The sequence below is a fragment of the Burkholderia sp. 572 genome (genome assembly GCF_040545135.1).
Lineage (GTDB): Bacteria > Pseudomonadota > Gammaproteobacteria > Burkholderiales > Burkholderiaceae > Burkholderia > Burkholderia cepacia.
Genome location: NZ_JBEPLH010000011.1, coordinates 257,003 through 271,156, shown reverse-complemented (window position 1 = coordinate 271,156; position 14,154 = coordinate 257,003). Strand labels below are relative to the sequence as shown.

13 protein-coding genes are annotated in these 14,154 nt (G+C 67.4%); 10 read left to right on the top strand and 3 right to left on the bottom strand.

Features of this window, described 5'->3' with window-relative positions; genetic code table 11:
- Positions 1-3 precede the first annotated feature (3 nt).
- Both ABIC51_RS22465 and ABIC51_RS22460 read right to left on the bottom strand, forming a co-directional pair.
- Positions 4-417, bottom strand: a complete 414-nt coding sequence (locus tag ABIC51_RS22465) for a MarR family winged helix-turn-helix transcriptional regulator (protein ID WP_027791842.1) — start codon at positions 415-417, stop codon at positions 4-6.
- Positions 418-549: 132 nt separating this feature from the next.
- Positions 550-1,725: an HPP family protein gene (locus ABIC51_RS22460; RefSeq protein WP_175897525.1), complete on the bottom strand. Its 1,176-nt coding sequence runs from the start codon at positions 1,723-1,725 to the stop codon at positions 550-552.
- Positions 1,726-2,090: 365 nt separating this feature from the next.
- On the opposite strand from ABIC51_RS22460, the gene ABIC51_RS22455 reads away from it, so the two are divergent.
- The 5 genes from ABIC51_RS22455 to ABIC51_RS22435 all read left to right on the top strand — a co-directional run bounded on the left by ABIC51_RS22455 (position 2,091) and on the right by ABIC51_RS22435 (position 6,665).
- Positions 2,091-3,059 carry a LysR family transcriptional regulator gene (locus ABIC51_RS22455; protein ID WP_027791840.1) on the top strand — a complete coding sequence of 323 codons (969 nt, stop codon included), beginning with the start codon at positions 2,091-2,093 and terminating at the stop codon, positions 3,057-3,059.
- A gap of 101 nt (positions 3,060-3,160) precedes the next feature.
- The gene (locus ABIC51_RS22450) at positions 3,161-4,069 is read left to right on the top strand and encodes a LysR family transcriptional regulator (protein WP_027791839.1); all 909 of its coding nucleotides are present in this window, start codon (positions 3,161-3,163) and stop codon (positions 4,067-4,069) included.
- Positions 4,070-4,355: 286 nt separating this feature from the next.
- Positions 4,356-4,601, top strand: a complete 246-nt coding sequence (locus ABIC51_RS22445; RefSeq protein ID WP_146253943.1) for a hypothetical protein — start codon at positions 4,356-4,358, stop codon at positions 4,599-4,601.
- Positions 4,602-4,737: 136 nt separating this feature from the next.
- Positions 4,738-5,511 carry a hypothetical protein gene (locus ABIC51_RS22440; protein WP_027791838.1) on the top strand — a complete coding sequence of 258 codons (774 nt, stop codon included), beginning with the start codon at positions 4,738-4,740 and terminating at the stop codon, positions 5,509-5,511.
- Positions 5,512-5,531: 20 nt separating this feature from the next.
- The gene (locus ABIC51_RS22435; RefSeq protein ID WP_060206724.1) at positions 5,532-6,665 is read left to right on the top strand and encodes a transporter substrate-binding and LysM peptidoglycan-binding domain-containing protein; all 1,134 of its coding nucleotides are present in this window, start codon (positions 5,532-5,534) and stop codon (positions 6,663-6,665) included.
- 90 nt (positions 6,666-6,755) lie between these two features.
- Here ABIC51_RS22435 and ABIC51_RS22430 read toward each other — a convergent pair whose 3' ends face one another.
- Entirely contained in the window at positions 6,756-7,844 is a 1,089-nt protein-coding gene (locus tag ABIC51_RS22430; protein ID WP_021162015.1) for a calcium:cation antiporter, read from the bottom strand.
- 550 nt (positions 7,845-8,394) lie between these two features.
- Between ABIC51_RS22430 and ABIC51_RS22425 the strand changes: the two genes are divergently transcribed.
- The 5 genes from ABIC51_RS22425 (at position 8,395) to ABIC51_RS22405 (ending at position 14,146) form a co-directional block, all read left to right on the top strand.
- Positions 8,395-9,951 carry a 3-hydroxyacyl-CoA dehydrogenase gene (locus ABIC51_RS22425; protein ID WP_091919266.1) on the top strand — a complete coding sequence of 519 codons (1,557 nt, stop codon included), beginning with the start codon at positions 8,395-8,397 and terminating at the stop codon, positions 9,949-9,951.
- A 58-nt stretch (positions 9,952-10,009) separates the two neighbouring features.
- A complete protein-coding gene (gene paaK, locus ABIC51_RS22420) occupies positions 10,010-11,332 on the top strand; it encodes a phenylacetate--CoA ligase PaaK (RefSeq protein ID WP_060170577.1) in 1,323 nt (440 codons plus the stop codon).
- Positions 11,333-11,370: 38 nt separating this feature from the next.
- Positions 11,371-12,171, top strand: coding sequence for an enoyl-CoA hydratase-related protein (locus tag ABIC51_RS22415; protein ID WP_059697388.1), 801 nt, complete (start codon positions 11,371-11,373; stop codon positions 12,169-12,171).
- Between the two features lie 121 nt (positions 12,172-12,292).
- Positions 12,293-12,964 carry a MarC family protein gene (locus ABIC51_RS22410; RefSeq protein WP_021162011.1) on the top strand — a complete coding sequence of 224 codons (672 nt, stop codon included), beginning with the start codon at positions 12,293-12,295 and terminating at the stop codon, positions 12,962-12,964.
- A gap of 201 nt (positions 12,965-13,165) precedes the next feature.
- On the top strand, positions 13,166-14,146 hold the full coding sequence (locus ABIC51_RS22405) for an aldo/keto reductase (RefSeq protein WP_027791832.1): 981 nt from the start codon (positions 13,166-13,168) through the stop codon (positions 14,144-14,146).
- Positions 14,147-14,154 lie beyond the last annotated feature (8 nt).

Genomic DNA, 14,154 nt, shown 5'->3' with positions numbered 1-14,154 from the left:
GGGTCAGTAATCGATCTGCGGAACCTGGAACGCGTCCTTGAGCGACTTCAGCTCGGCGCGATGCATGGCCGCGAGGCGGGCGAGCAGCGTCTCGCCGGCCGGCTCGAGGTGAACCTCGACCTGCCGGCGATCCGCTTCGCTCGTCTTGCGCTTCACGAGGCCGAGCGCTTCGCAGCGCGTGACCAGCGCGACGACTCCGTGATGCTGCGCCTGCAGGCGTTCCGCGAGTTCGCCGATGGTCGCCCATTCGCGATGCGGGTAGCCCTTGATGTGCAGCAACAGCAGGTATTGCAGCGGCGTCACGCCCTCGCTTTGCGCGGCGCGCTCGGAGAAGCGCTCGAAGCGGCGCATCTGGTAGCGGAACTCGGACAGTTGCTGGAAATCGCTTTTCGTCAGCGCGCGTCGGGTATCGTTCATCGGGGGCGGTCGATCAGTCGGTTACGGTAGCGTGAAATATATCACAACATGACATAAATGGCCGAATTCGTGCAGATAGGATGCACTCCGCGTTGCACCGGCCGCTACATGGCGTTACGAGCGCGGCATACGTCAGGCAGCCTCGAGCATTTGCGTCTGCCGATAAAGGCCCGTGACGAGATCCGTCTGGGTAATGATCCCGACGAGCCGGTGCGATTCATCGACGACCGGAATGTGGTGGTGGCCCGAATGCGTCAACAGCGGGACGAGTGCGGTGATCGGCATCGTTTCCGGCACGCACGCGACGTCGCGTGTCATCACCGAGGCGACGCTCGCCGGCTGGCCGCCGAACGATTGCGGCAGCCGCGCGGACAGGCGTTGCCACAGCGGGGTCGGGCGGCGCAGCGGGCGCGTGAGGTCGGCGCGCGTGACGATGCCGGTCAGGCGGCCTTCGCCGTCGACGACGGGCAGCGCCTTCACGCGATGGCGGTCGAGCAGCGTGAGCGCGGCCATTACCGATGTCGACGGCGCGACTTCGATCGCATCCTTCGTCATCAGGTCGGCGCACGAGAGCTGGCCGAACGTGCGTGTGTAGGCCTGCATCTCGGTTTCGCGCAGCAGCGCTTCCAGGTCGTCCGGATCGACGTCGAGCCATTCGCTGCGGCGCTTGAGCACCGCGTCGAGGTCGCCGCGTGTGAAGCGGCCGCGCGCCGGTGCGGCGCCGCCCGCCTGCGGTTTCGCTTCGGGGCGCACGCCGCCGTGCGGGTAGCGGTGCCCGGTCAGCGTGTGATAGGCGAGTGCGGCGGACAGCAGGATGGCCGATTGCAGCGCGATCGGCTCCAGCACGAAGCTGAACCCGAGCGAATGGATCGCGGGGCCGCCGACCACGGCCGTGAGCGCGACGGCGCCCGACGGCGGGTGCACGCAGCGCAGCGCGAACATGCCGCCGATCGCGCACGCGATCGCGACCGCGGCGGCCGTGATCGGATCGGCGATCCATTGTGCGCAGGCGACACCGACCGTCGCCGCGACCAGATTGCCGCCGATGATCGACCACGGCTGCGCGAGCGGACTCGCCGGCACCGCGAACAGCAGCACGGCCGACGCGCCCATCGGCGCGACGAGCAGCGGCACGAGGCCCGGTACGCCAGGCAGCACGCGCATGGTCACGCCGACTGTCGCGATGCCGACGAGCGCGCCCGTGCACGAACGCAGGCGCTCGCGCCAGCCCAGCGACATCGGCTGGGGAATGAAGCTGTGCAGCCATTGCCGCAACGTGCGGCGCGACGAAGGGGAGCCTGACGACATGGACGGTAAGCGGTAAAGATGACAGCGCGGGCGCGCGCAGCGACGAGCCGCGAATTATATCGCGTTGTGATATAAATTGTCGCGTCGCATCAAGGCGGTGCATGTGCGTGACACGCATGTCTTGCAAAAACCTTTCATCCGATGAAAGTTTGCGGGCCTGGCAATAGCGCAAATTTGTCTGTAGCGGCGTACAATTCGGGCGACTGAATCCCCCCCTTCATGCCAGAACCACGTACGCGATGCCCGCTCTCCCGCCTTTCTCCCGGCACGGTGATCGATTCGACGTGGTTCGCGGCTGCGTTCCGTTCCCCACCTGACGCGAGCGCTGCCGACGCCTCCCCACTGACTCTCCCCAAGCTAATTCAATGGACATGCTCGAAAACATGCGCCTGTTCGTGCGCGTTGTCGAAGCCGGCAGTTTTACTGCGGTCGCGAAGGAAATCGACGCGACCACCGCGCAGGTGTCGCGCGCGGTTTCGAACCTCGAAGCGCACGTACAGACGCGCCTGCTGCATCGCACGACGCGCCACCTCGGCCTCACCGAAAGCGGCGAACGCTATTTCGAGCGCGCGAAATCGATCCTCGCGGAAATCGACTACGCGAATGCCGAGGCGCGCAACGCACTGCTGCGGCCGAGCGGCAAGATGCGCATCCACGCGATGACGGGGCTCGGGCAGAGTCATGTCGTGTCATCGATCGTCCGCTACCAGGAGGACAACCCCGACGTGTCGGTCGAGCTGACGCTCGCGCAGCGGATGCCGAATCTCGTCGAGGAGGGCTATGACGTATCGATCGTGACGGCGTCGCAACTGCCCGATTCGGGCTACGTCGCGCAGACCTGCGGCACGAGCTGCAGCGTGCTCGTCGCGTCGCGCGAATACCTGGCGCGCCACGGCACGCCGCAGACGCCCGACGAATTGCCGAACCACGTGTGCCTGCGCCTCGACACGCCCGCATCGCCGGCCGGCGAATGGCGGCTCGAGCGCAGCGATGGCGAGGAGGCCATCTACGAGCTGCAGCCCGCGCCGTTCCAGGTCAACGTGCCGGACGCGCTGTGTGTCGCGGTGCGCGCCGGGCGAGGGATCGCGTGCGTCGCGCTGTATACGGTGCTCGACGACATCCGCGAAGGGCGGCTGATCCGCGTGCTGCCCGAGTATCGGCTGCAGACGGTGAGCGTGTACGCCGTCTACGCGACGCGTCGTTATCTCGATGCGAAGATCCGCACGTTCCTCGACCACCTGCGCACGACGCTCACGCCCGCGCTGGAGGACGACCTGCGCGAACTCGACCGGCTGACCACCGAACAGTCGCCCGGCGGCCGCAAGCGCGCTTGACGTCCTGCTAGGCCCGGGCCGTGCATCGGGTGCAATCGAGTATGGAAATCGTATCGATATCGGTCTAACGTCCAGAGACTATCGATCGATTCAAGAATTGCATGATTGAACTGCACCAGCTTCGCTGCTTCGTCGCGGTCGCCGAGGAGCTGCATTTCGGTCGCGCGGCCCGGCGGCTCTTCATGACCCAGCCGCCGCTCAGCCGGCAGATCCAGCTGCTCGAGCATGCGCTCGGCATCGCGCTGCTCGAACGCAGCAGCCGGCAGGTCAGCCTGACCGCGGCCGGCGAGCGGTTCCTGCGCGACGCGCGGCACATTCTCGAATTCTCCGCACGGGCCGAGCAGGCCGCGCAGCGCGTCGCGCATGGCGGCGCCGGCCGCATCACGCTCGGCTTCACGGCGGTCAGCGCGTACCGGATGATCCCGATGCTGCTGGCGCATGCTGCGCACGCGCTGCCGGACGTCGACGTCGAATTGCGCGAGATGGTGTCGACCGTGCAGATCGATGCGCTGGCGTCACGGATGCTCGACGCGGGCTTCGTGCGCCAGCGGGCCGCCCGCCAGCCGCTCGAATACCGGCTCGTGCAGCGCGAACCGATGCTGGTCGCGGTCGCGGAGGGGGCGCCGCTCGCCGCGTGCGAGCGCATCGGCCCCGACGATCTCGACCGGCAGCCGTTCATCGCGTATTCGCCGAACGAGGGGAAATACTTCCACGACCTGATCTCGGGCCTGTTCGCGAACGCGGGGCGGCTGCCGAACTACCTGCATTACGTCGGGCAGACGCATACGATCCTGGGCCTCGTGCGCGCGGGCCTGGGCGCCGCACTCGTGCCGGCGTCGGCGCGCGAACTGCATGTCGACGGCGTGGTGTTCCGGCCGCTGGCGGGCACCGACGTGGCGGCCGAGCTGTATCTCGCATGGCGCACGGACAACGACAATCCTGCGTTGCCGGTGTTCAACGCGATGGTCGAGCGGTTTCTCGCGCAGGAGCAGGGCGGCGCGGTGACGTGATGCGCCGGGGAATCCGCCCGGGCGATGTGACAAGCTTTCAGTCCGGAAGGGGGCGCATGCGATGACAAGCAATCCTGACCGAGCACGACGGGTCGCAGTCCTGCGAATCCTTACCGTACTGAAAGCCGTTTCGCTGCCGGTGTTCCAGCGGAGGAACGCAGCGCTTCGCTGCACTGCGACAACTGCTTGACGCTGCATGCCGGTCGGCGCAGGATACGTCCGTGCATTTGGAGCGGGACGCGCCGGCCGCGCGGTTCCTGCACCCGCGATATGCAGAAGAACAACGATGAGCCTTTACGCACTCGTACCGGAATACCGGCCCCGCGTCTGTCGGCCCGCCGGAACCACGCTTCTCCCGACGCCCGCCGCGTCACGTATCCGTCATCCCGTTTCGTACCGTGCCTCGGTACGCTTTCCCGTTCGCGCGCGAACAGCGACGATGAACGGCGCCCGTCCGGCGCGCCGCATCGCGGCACCGTCCGCCATCCTTCATTACCGCATCCTGAACGGCGCCTACACCGGCGTCTCGTGACGCCCGTCGCGCCCGTCCTTGTATTGCGCCGCCGGCTTTGCCTGGCTGCCCGGCGGCACCGAAGTCCGAAGCATTTCGATTGAGCTTGAAAGAGCACACGCAAGCAGTTCGGTTCGAGGTTCAAGGAGAAAAACTCATGTCGCAGCTTTCGAATGAAGAAGCAAACGGCAGTTCGGGGAGTGGCAAGGTCAAGCTGGTCAAGTGGGCGATCATCATCGCCGGCGTCGCGATCGCGGCACCGGCCGCGCTGTTCATCCTGAAGGGGGTGATCGCGCTGGTCACGGCGGGCGTGATCGGTCTCGGCGCGATCTACTTGGCGCCGGTCGTCGCGATGAAGTTCGCGAACCAGAAGGTGAAGATGATCGTCGAGGAGGCGCAGGCGAATCCGATCGAGACGCTGATCAACCAGCTCGCGGAAAAGCGCCAGGCGGCACAGAAATTCGCGGACAGCATCACCGCGTTCCGTACCGAGGTGAAGAACTTCGAGAACAAGACGGAACTGTTCGAGAAGCAGTATCCGGACGACGCGCCGCGCTTCAGGCAGCAGCTCGACACGATGAAGCAACTGCTCTCGTTCCGCGAGGGGCGCTACAAGCAGGTGCAGGCCGAGCTGAAGAACTTCGCGTCGGCGATCGACCGCGCGAAGGCGATGTGGGACATGTCGCAGGCGGCGCAGCAGATGAACAAGCTCGCGGGCCGGCAGGCGTCCGACACGTTCGAGCAGATCAAGACCGACGTGGCCGTCGATTCGGTGATGCGCTCGGTCAACAAGGCGTTCTCCGAAATGGAGACGTCGCTGATGGATAACCCCGAGGTCAAGCAGGCGCAGCAGCAGGCGGTGGCGAACGCCCCGCACGCGCCCGGGCTCGACGCGGCGAACCCCGCGCAGCTGCCGTCGAAACAACAATAACTTCCTGCAGGCACGCAACCATGAAAAAACTGCTTGGCGCCATCGCGTTTCTGGTAGTGCTCGTCGGCGTATGGATCGTTCATCAGGGCGGCCTGTCGACGCTGATTCCCGCGCATGACGCGGCCCCGGCCTCGACATCCGCGCAAAACGGCGACAGCGGCCAGTCGGCGCAGACGCCGCCGTCGGCCAGCGTGCTGCCGGCCGGTTTCACGCCGCAGGCCAGCACGCTGAAATCGATCGCCGAAAACGGCATCGTGCGGATCTCGGTGCAGAACCCGAGCGAACCGTTCTTCGGCGAGGACAAGGGCTCGCCGCACGGCTTCAACGTCGAGTTCGCGCGGCTGCTGTTCGCGGACCCGTCGTTCTCGCACGGCGGCAAGCCGGTCGTCGTCGATACGCGCCACGAGGTCGACACGTACCCCGGCGTGCCGAAACAACTGCTCGATACCGACGCGAAGGGGAACCACGTGGTCGACGTGGCGATGGACGGGCTGACGTTCCCGGACAACACGCCGGCAGGCGTCGTCTATTCGGTGCCGTACGTCGACGATTTCGGCTATTCGCTGATCGTGCGGCAAGGCTCCGCCATCCGCTCGACCGACGATCTCACGGGCAAGACGGTCGGCATCCTGAAGGGCGACCCGGACGTGCGTGCGTTCGTCACGCGCCAGTATCCGAACGTGAAGTTCGTCGAAGTCGACGATTCCGATCCGGCGTTCATCGCGAAGAGCATCGACGGCCACACGGTCGATGCGTTCATCTACGACTATCCGTTCGCGGTCAGTTCGATCAAGGGCACCGACCTGAAATTCGCGGTGACCAAGCTCGACGGCTCGAACATCGCGTACAAGATCGGCGTGCGCGCGGATGACCAGGATCTGCTGATCTACCTGAACGCCGCGATCGCGAAGCTCAAGCAGTCGCCGCAGTATCTCGAACTGCTGCGCAAGTACTTCGTCAGCGACCAGGCGGTGACGACCGCGGCCGCGTCAGGCGAACACACGTACGTGGTGAAGGCGGGCGACACGCTGAACATGATCGCGGCGAGCAAGCTCGGCAGCGGCCAGCGCTATCGCGAGATTCAACGCCGCAACAACCTCGCGAACCCGAACCTGATCCTGGCGGGCCAGCATCTCGTGATTCCGGTGCGCTGACGGCGGCGTGAAGTGAACGAAAAGGAAGGGACGTGAAGGACGGCGCGCGGCCCGGCGGAGGTGATTCGCCGGGCCGCGCGCAGGTGGGCGTCAGTGGGTGATCGACAGGAACAGGTAGGCGGCGAACAGCGACAGGTGCACGACGCCGTGCAGCACCGTCGTGCGGCCCTGGCTGAGCGTCAGCGTGCTGACGAGCAGCGTCAGTGCCAGCAGCACGGTTTCCATCGGGCCGATGCCGAGCGTGAGCGGCTGGCCGACCCAGATGAACACGGCCGCGACGGTCGGGATCGTGAGCCCGATACTCGCGAGCGCCGACCCGAGCGCAAGGTTCATGCTGGTCTGCAGGCGATTCGCGCGTGCGGCGGTGACGGCCGCGAGCCCTTCCGGCAGCAGCACGAGCGCGGCGATCACGATACCGACCGCGGCTTCGGGCGCACCGAGCCGCAATACGGCATGCTCGACGGCCGGCGACAGCAGCTTCGCGAGCAGCACGACCGCGACGAGGCTCGCGAACAGCAGCAGCAGGCTGATCAGCGCGGTGCGGCTGCTCGGCGGCGCCGCGTGAACCGATTCGTTCGCGCTGTCGTGCGCGGTGAGGAAGTAATCGCGGTGACGCACGGTCTGCACGAACACGAATGCGCCGTACAGCACGAGCGACGACACGCCGGCGAACGCGAGCTGCGATTTCGAAAAGAACGGGCCCGGTGCGGCGTTCAGGTAGTTCGGCATCACGAGCGACAGCACGGACAGGGAAGCCAGCACCGCGAGCGCCTTGCTCGCGCCGCGCCCCTGGAAGTCCTGCTCGCCGTGCTTCCATGCGCCGACCAGCAGGCAGATGCCGACGATACCGTTGCAGATGATCATCACGGCGGCGAACACGGTGTCGCGTGCGAGGCCCGATTTCTCGGGGCCGGCGCCGAGCATCACCGACACGATCAGCGCGACTTCGATGACGGTCACGGCGACCGCGAGCACGAGCGTGCCGAACGGTTCGCCGACCCGATGGGCGACGACTTCGGCGTGGTGGACGGCGGCGAACACGGCGCCGGCGAGTGCGGCGGCGAACACCGCGATGACGAGGCCTTCGGCCGGCACGACGCGCGACAGCGCGAGGACCAGCCATGCGGCAAGCGGGGCCACGAGGGTCCAGCGCGGGAGCTGGTTGGACGAGAGCGGCATGGAGGGTTTCCTTATGCGAGTGGCGGCGCGCGACGTGCCGTCACGGGTTGACGAAGCCCGGCCGTACTATCCGCCGAACGAGGATGATGAAACCGAAAGATGGCAGCACGCAACGGTGCTGCCCTGGGTTCGCCGCCGTGAGGCAGCGAGGGGCGCGGGCGGGCCGGAGCCCGTCGCGGGATGAAACGATTCGATGCGCCCGCCGCAAACCGCGAGGCGGGCGCGTGAGACGACGCGCGTGCCGGAGGCTCGGTTCCGACCCCGGAAGGGCGGCCGGCAATGGACGGCAGTGGCGGCGTGACACGCGGTTTCCCCCTGAAATCCGGTGGTTTGCCGGATTTTATCAGGCGTTCGGGGGGCGCTATCTCATATTCGAACGCTTTCATTGACCTTTCGGTTTGCAAAAAGTGCCCCGAACGTTCGAATTTTTTGTCTTTGCAGTTTCCGTAACGGTCTCTTGCACGACAAATTCGGGCACGCCCTGACATAAATCTACCGACCGGTCGGTTTATAATCGCTCGCACTTCCACTTCATGACGGATCGCAAGCGATGGCTGTTTCTTCTGCACATTCGGTGAACCCGGGCGCGCTGGCGCCGTCGGCAGTCGTCGGCGTGATCGGCGCCGGCGCGATGGGCGCGGGCATTGCGCAGGTCGCGGCGGCGGCCGGCCATACGGTGCTGCTGTACGACCTGAACGAAGCCGCTTGCGACAAGGCGCTGGCCGGCATCCGCGCGCAGTTCGCGCGGCTCGCGGAGAAGGGCCGGCTCGAACCGGCACAGGCTGATGCGGCAGGCAGCCGGCTCCGCGCGGTGCGTGCGCTGGCCGATTTCGCAGGTGCAGCGCTGATCGTCGAGGCGGCCGCCGAGCGGCTCGACGTGAAGCGCGAGATCTTCGCGACGCTCGAGCGCCATGTCGACGACGCGTGCCTGCTGGCGACCAACACGTCGTCGATCTCGATCACGTCGATCGCGGCCGGGCTGCGCGCGCCGCAGCGCGTCGCCGGCCTGCATTTCTTCAACCCGGCGCCGCTGATGGCGCTCGTCGAGGTGGTCAGCGGGCTCGCGACCGCGCCCGAAGTCGCACAGGTGCTGGTTGCGACCGCCGCCGCGTGGGGCAAGCAGCCCGTGATGGCCAAATCGACGCCGGGCTTCATCGTGAACCGCGTCGCACGGCCGTATTACGCGGAGGCGCTGCGCGTGCTGAACGAACAGGGGGGTGCGCCGGCGTCGATCGACGCGGTGATGCGTGAGGCCGGCGGCTTCCGGATGGGGCCGTTCGAGCTGATGGACCTGATCGGCCACGACGTGAACTTCGCGGTGACCGAATCGGTGTTCCGCGCGTACTTCAACGACCCGCGCTACACGCCGTCGCTGATCCAGCAGGAACTCGTGAACGCGGGTTTCCTCGGGCGCAAGTCGGGGCGCGGTTTCTACTCGTATGCGGACGGCGCGACGCCGCCCGCGCCCGATCTCGAAGCCCCGCGCGCCGCGCCGGCCGACGTCGCACTGTTTGCGCAGGACGGCCCGGCCGCCGCGCTGCATACGCGCTTCACCGAACGCATCGCGGGCGCCCGGCAGGCCGGCACGCATGCCGACGACCTGCTCGCGACGGCCGGCCGCGCGTCGATCGCGCTGACCGACGGCCGCACCGCGACCGCGCGCGCCGCGCAGACGGGCGTGGCCGATCTCGTGCTGGTCGACCTCGCGCGCGATTACACGCAGGCCGGGCTCGTCGCGCTGACGCGTGCGCTCCAGTGCAGCGACGCGGCCTATGCGGACGCGGTCGGCCTGTTCCAGCAGGCGGGTTTTCGCGTCGTCGGCATCGCCGACGTGCCGGGCATGGTCGCGATGCGCACCGTCGCGATGCTCGCGAACGAGGCGGCCGACACGGTGAACCAGGGCGTGTGCTCGCCCGCCGATCTCGATCTCGCGATGGAGAAGGGCGTGAACTACCCGTGCGGCCCGCTCGCGTGGGCCGATGCGATCGGCATCGGCCGCGTGTTTCGCGTGCTGTCGAACCTGGCGGCGAGCTACGGCGAGGACCGCTATCGCGTGTCGCCGCGCATCGCCGCACTGCATGCGGCCGGCCGCACGTTCCGGTCGTAACGCCGGCTTCGTCACCTCGAACACGATAACGACATCACTCCATTGGAGGAGCACCCCGATGACCCACCCGACGCATCCCGCCGCCGCCCTCGAGCCGATCGAGACCGCCAGCCGCGACGAACTGCAGGCACTGCAGCTCGAGCGCATGAAGTGGTCGCTGCGCCACGCGTACGACAACGTCCCGCACTATCGCCGCACGTTCGATGCGGCCGGCGTGCACCCGGACGACCTGAAGTCGCTCGCCGATCTCGCGAAATTCCCGTTCTCGACCAAGAACGATTTGCGCGACAACTATCCGTTCGGGCTGTTCGCGGTGCCGCGCGAGCAGGTCGTGCGCGTGCACGCGTCGAGCGGCACGACGGGCAAGCCGACGGTGGTCGGCTACACCGCGCGCGACATCGATACCTGGGCGAACGTGACCGCGCGCTCGATCCGCGCGGCCGGCGGCCGCCCGGGCGACACGCTGCACAACGCGTTCGGCTATGGCCTCTTCACGGGCGGCCTCGGGATTCACTATGGTGCGGAACGGCTCGGCTGCATGGTCGTGCCGATGTCGGGCGGGCAGACCGAGAAGCAGGTGCAACTGATCCGCGACTTCGAACCGAAGATCATCCTCGTCACGCCGTCGTACATGCTGAACCTGATCGACGAGATGGTGCGACAGGGGATGGACCCGGCCGAGTCGTCGCTGAAGATCGGCATCTTCGGCGCCGAGCCGTGGACGCAGGCGCTGCGCGAGGAAGTGGAGACGCGCGTGGGCATCGACGCGCTGGACATCTACGGGCTGTCGGAAGTGATGGGCCCGGGCGTCGCGTGCGAATGCGTCGAGACGAAGGACGGCCCGGTAATCTGGGAAGACCATTTCTATCCGGAGATCATCGATCCCGTCACGGGCGAAGTGCTGCCCGACGGCAGCCAGGGCGAGCTCGTGTTTACGTCGCTGACGAAGGAAGCGATGCCGGTGATCCGCTACCGCACGCGCGACCTCACCGCGCTGCTGCCGCCGACCGCGCGCGCGATGCGCCGGCTCGCGAAGATCACCGGCCGCTCCGACGACATGCTGATCGTGCGCGGCGTGAACGTGTTCCCGAGCCAGATCGAGGAGATCGTCGTCGCGCTGCCGCAGCTGTCGGGCCAGTTCCAGATCACGCTGTCGCGCGACGGTCACATGGACCGGCTCGACCTCGCGGTCGAACTGCGCTCCGAAGCGGCCGCGTCCGTCACCGAAAGCGATCGCGCGGCGCTCGCGCGCGAGCTGCAGCACCGGATCAAGACGATGATCGGCGTGTCGTCCGGCGTGACGGTGCTGGCGGCGGGCGGCATTCCCGCGACCGCGACCGGCAAGGCCCGGCGCGTGATCGACCGCCGCCAGGCCGCGTAATTCCGATGTTTGCCGTTCTACCCGAGGAAACCTGTTCGATGGATGGATTGAAGACCCTGGCCGTCACGGTCGATGCGCGCGGCATCGCAACCGTCGCGTTGCAGCGCGGCGACGTGCTCAACGCGTTCGACGAGACGATGATCGCCGAACTGACCGGCGCGTTCACCACGCTCGGCTCACGCGACGACGTGCGCGCGATCGTGCTGCGTTCGGACGGCCGTGCGTTCTGCGCCGGCGCCGACCTGCAGTGGATGCAGCGCGCGAGCGCGAACGACGCGGCCGCGAACCTGCGCGATGCGGAGCGGTTCGCCGCGATGATGCGCGCGATCCGGCAATGCCCGAAGCCGACGGTGGCGCGCGTGCAAGGTCACGCGTTCGGCGGCGGCGTCGGCCTGTGCGCGGCGTGCGACATCGTGATTGCGAGCGATCACGCACGCTTCTCGGTCAGCGAGGCACGCTTCGGGATCCTGCCGGCCGTGATCGGGCCGTATCTGGTCGAGGCGGTCGGCCAGCGCCAGGCGCGGCGGCTCGCGCTCACCGCGACGCAGCTCGCCGCCGGCGAGGCGGTCGCGATCGGCCTGATCCACCAGGCCGTGCCGCTCGAGTCGCTCGACGAAGCGCTCGACCGGACGCTCGCCGAACTCGGCCGGAACGGCCCGAACGCGCTGATGGAGATCAAGCGCTTCTTCGACACGATCGGCGAGTATCCGTCGTCCGACGAGCGAGCGGCGTTCACCGCGCAGACGATCTCCCGCGTGCGGGCGACGCCGGAAGCGAAGGAAGGCTTCGCCGCGTTTTTCGCGAAGCGGCCTCCGGCATGGGAGGCGGGCGCCGAATAAGCGCAAGCGGAGACGATCGGCGGCGCAACGGGCGAGCCCGCATTTTGCGCCGCGGGCGCTTGCTCTACAATGCGTGACCCCCGGCGCCCCGCCGGCCCAGCCCCGACCGATTCTTCATCCGATGATCGTCAACCGCCTTATCTCCGAGATCCTGTTCGGCTTCACCGGCCTGATCGGCATCATCAACCCGATCGGCATCGCGTTCCTGTTTCTCGAACGGACCGAGGCGCTCACCGAACACGAGCGGGACCTGCTCGCCCGGAAGGTCGCGTTCAACTCGTTCATCGTGCTGCTGGTCGCGTTTTTCGCCGGCACGCCGGTGCTGCATTTCTTCGGGATTTCGATGGAAGCGCTGCGGATCGGCGGCGGCTTCGCGGTTGCCGTGGCCGGCTGGCAGATGCTGAACGAACCCGACGGGCCGGGCGGCGGCGACACGCCGGTCAAGCCGATCGACGCGAACGCGATCATGACGCGCGCGTTCTTCCCGCTGACCGTGCCGCTGACGGTCGGCCCCGGCTCGATCGCGACCGCGATCGCGCTGAACGCGAACCGCACGCACAAGCTGTCGGAGTTCATGCTGTCGAGCATCGTGTCGATCGCCGTGTCCGTGCTGGTCGCGGTCGTGATCTGGCAGGTCTACAGCCGCTCCGCGCTGCTGTCGCGCTACCTCGGCAGCGAAGGCACGAAGGTCGCGAAGCGCGTGTCGGCGTTCCTGCTGCTGTGCATCGGCGTGCAGATCATGCTGACCGGCTTTTCCGCGTTCCTGCAGCCAATCGCCGACCAGGCCAAGTAAGCGGCCCGCGCCGCAGCGCACGTCCCGCGCAGCCGGCGCCCTGCGCGGCCTCGCGACCTCGCGACCTCGCGCCGGCGAACGCCCCTTCGTCCGATGCGGCGACGCCGCACGTCTTTTTGCCGCCCGGGATACCATGCGACGGTCCGGCCGATGCGCGGCGCGCATCCGGCCGTCAGCTCAACTTCAATCGCGAGGCGTGCAATGGAATACGTGAAATTCGGATCGACAGGGCTGGAAGTGTCCAGCCTGGTGCTGGGTTGCATGACGTTCGGCGAACCGTCGCGCGGCTCGCACCCGTGGACGCTGCCGGAAGCGGAGAGCCGCCCGATCATCCAGCGGGCGGTCGAAGCCGGCATCAACTTCTTCGATACCGCGAACATCTATTCGGACGGCACGTCGGAGGAGATCGTCGGCCGCGCGCTGCGCGATTTCGCGAAACGCGACGAGATCGTGATCGCGACCAAGGTGTTCTACCGGATGCGGCCGGGGCCGAACGGCGCGGGGTTGTCGCGCAAGGCGATCATGACCGACATCGACCAGAGCCTGAAGCGGCTCGGCACCGATTACGTCGATCTCTACCAGATTCACCGCTGGGATTACGGCACGCCGATCGAGGAGACGCTCGAGGCGCTGCACGACGTCGTGAAGGCCGGCAAGGCGCGTTATATCGGCGCGTCGTCGATGTCCGCGTGGCAGTTCGCGAAGGCGCTGCATACGTCGAAGCAGCACGGCTGGACCCGCTTCGTCAGCATGCAGAACCACCTGAACCTGCTGTATCGGGAAGAAGAGCGGGAAATGCTGCCGCTGTGCGCAGACGAGGGGATCGCGGTGATTCCATGGAGCCCGCTCGCGCGCGGCCGCCTGACGCGCAACTGGGACGAGTCGACCGAGCGGCAGCAGAGCGACGCGGTCGGCCAGCGGCTTTACGACGCGACGGCCGAGTCGGACAGGGCGGTCGTCGACGCCGTTGCGACGATCGCGGCCGCACGAAACGTGCCGCGTGCGCAGGTGGCACTCGCGTGGGTCGCGCAGAAGGCCGGGGTCACCGCGCCGATCGTCGGTATTTCGAAGCCGCGGCAACTGGACGACGCACTGGCCGCGCTCGAGCTGAAGCTGACCGACGACGAGATCGCCACGCTCGAGCGCCCGTACGTGCCGCACGCGGTCGCCGGGTTCGACTGAGCGGTGCC

Excerpts from the sequence above, each read along its gene's own strand:
- ABIC51_RS22465 (WP_027791842.1), bottom strand. The coding sequence starts at position 417 with ATGAACGATACCCGACGCGCGCTGACGAAAAGCGATTTCCAGCAACTG.
- ABIC51_RS22460 (WP_175897525.1), bottom strand. The coding sequence starts at position 1,725 with ATGTCGTCAGGCTCCCCTTCGTCGCGCCGCACGTTGCGGCAATGGCTG.
- ABIC51_RS22455 (WP_027791840.1), top strand. The coding sequence starts at position 2,091 with ATGGACATGCTCGAAAACATGCGCCTGTTCGTGCGCGTTGTCGAAGCC.
- ABIC51_RS22450 (WP_027791839.1), top strand. The coding sequence starts at position 3,161 with ATGATTGAACTGCACCAGCTTCGCTGCTTCGTCGCGGTCGCCGAGGAG.
- ABIC51_RS22445 (WP_146253943.1), top strand. The coding sequence starts at position 4,356 with ATGAGCCTTTACGCACTCGTACCGGAATACCGGCCCCGCGTCTGTCGG.
- ABIC51_RS22440 (WP_027791838.1), top strand. The coding sequence starts at position 4,738 with ATGTCGCAGCTTTCGAATGAAGAAGCAAACGGCAGTTCGGGGAGTGGC.
- ABIC51_RS22435 (WP_060206724.1), top strand. The coding sequence starts at position 5,532 with ATGAAAAAACTGCTTGGCGCCATCGCGTTTCTGGTAGTGCTCGTCGGC.
- ABIC51_RS22430 (WP_021162015.1), bottom strand. The coding sequence starts at position 7,844 with ATGCCGCTCTCGTCCAACCAGCTCCCGCGCTGGACCCTCGTGGCCCCG.
- ABIC51_RS22425 (WP_091919266.1), top strand. The coding sequence starts at position 8,395 with ATGGCTGTTTCTTCTGCACATTCGGTGAACCCGGGCGCGCTGGCGCCG.
- paaK (WP_060170577.1), top strand. The coding sequence starts at position 10,010 with ATGACCCACCCGACGCATCCCGCCGCCGCCCTCGAGCCGATCGAGACC.
- ABIC51_RS22415 (WP_059697388.1), top strand. The coding sequence starts at position 11,371 with ATGGATGGATTGAAGACCCTGGCCGTCACGGTCGATGCGCGCGGCATC.
- ABIC51_RS22410 (WP_021162011.1), top strand. The coding sequence starts at position 12,293 with ATGATCGTCAACCGCCTTATCTCCGAGATCCTGTTCGGCTTCACCGGC.
- ABIC51_RS22405 (WP_027791832.1), top strand. The coding sequence starts at position 13,166 with ATGGAATACGTGAAATTCGGATCGACAGGGCTGGAAGTGTCCAGCCTG.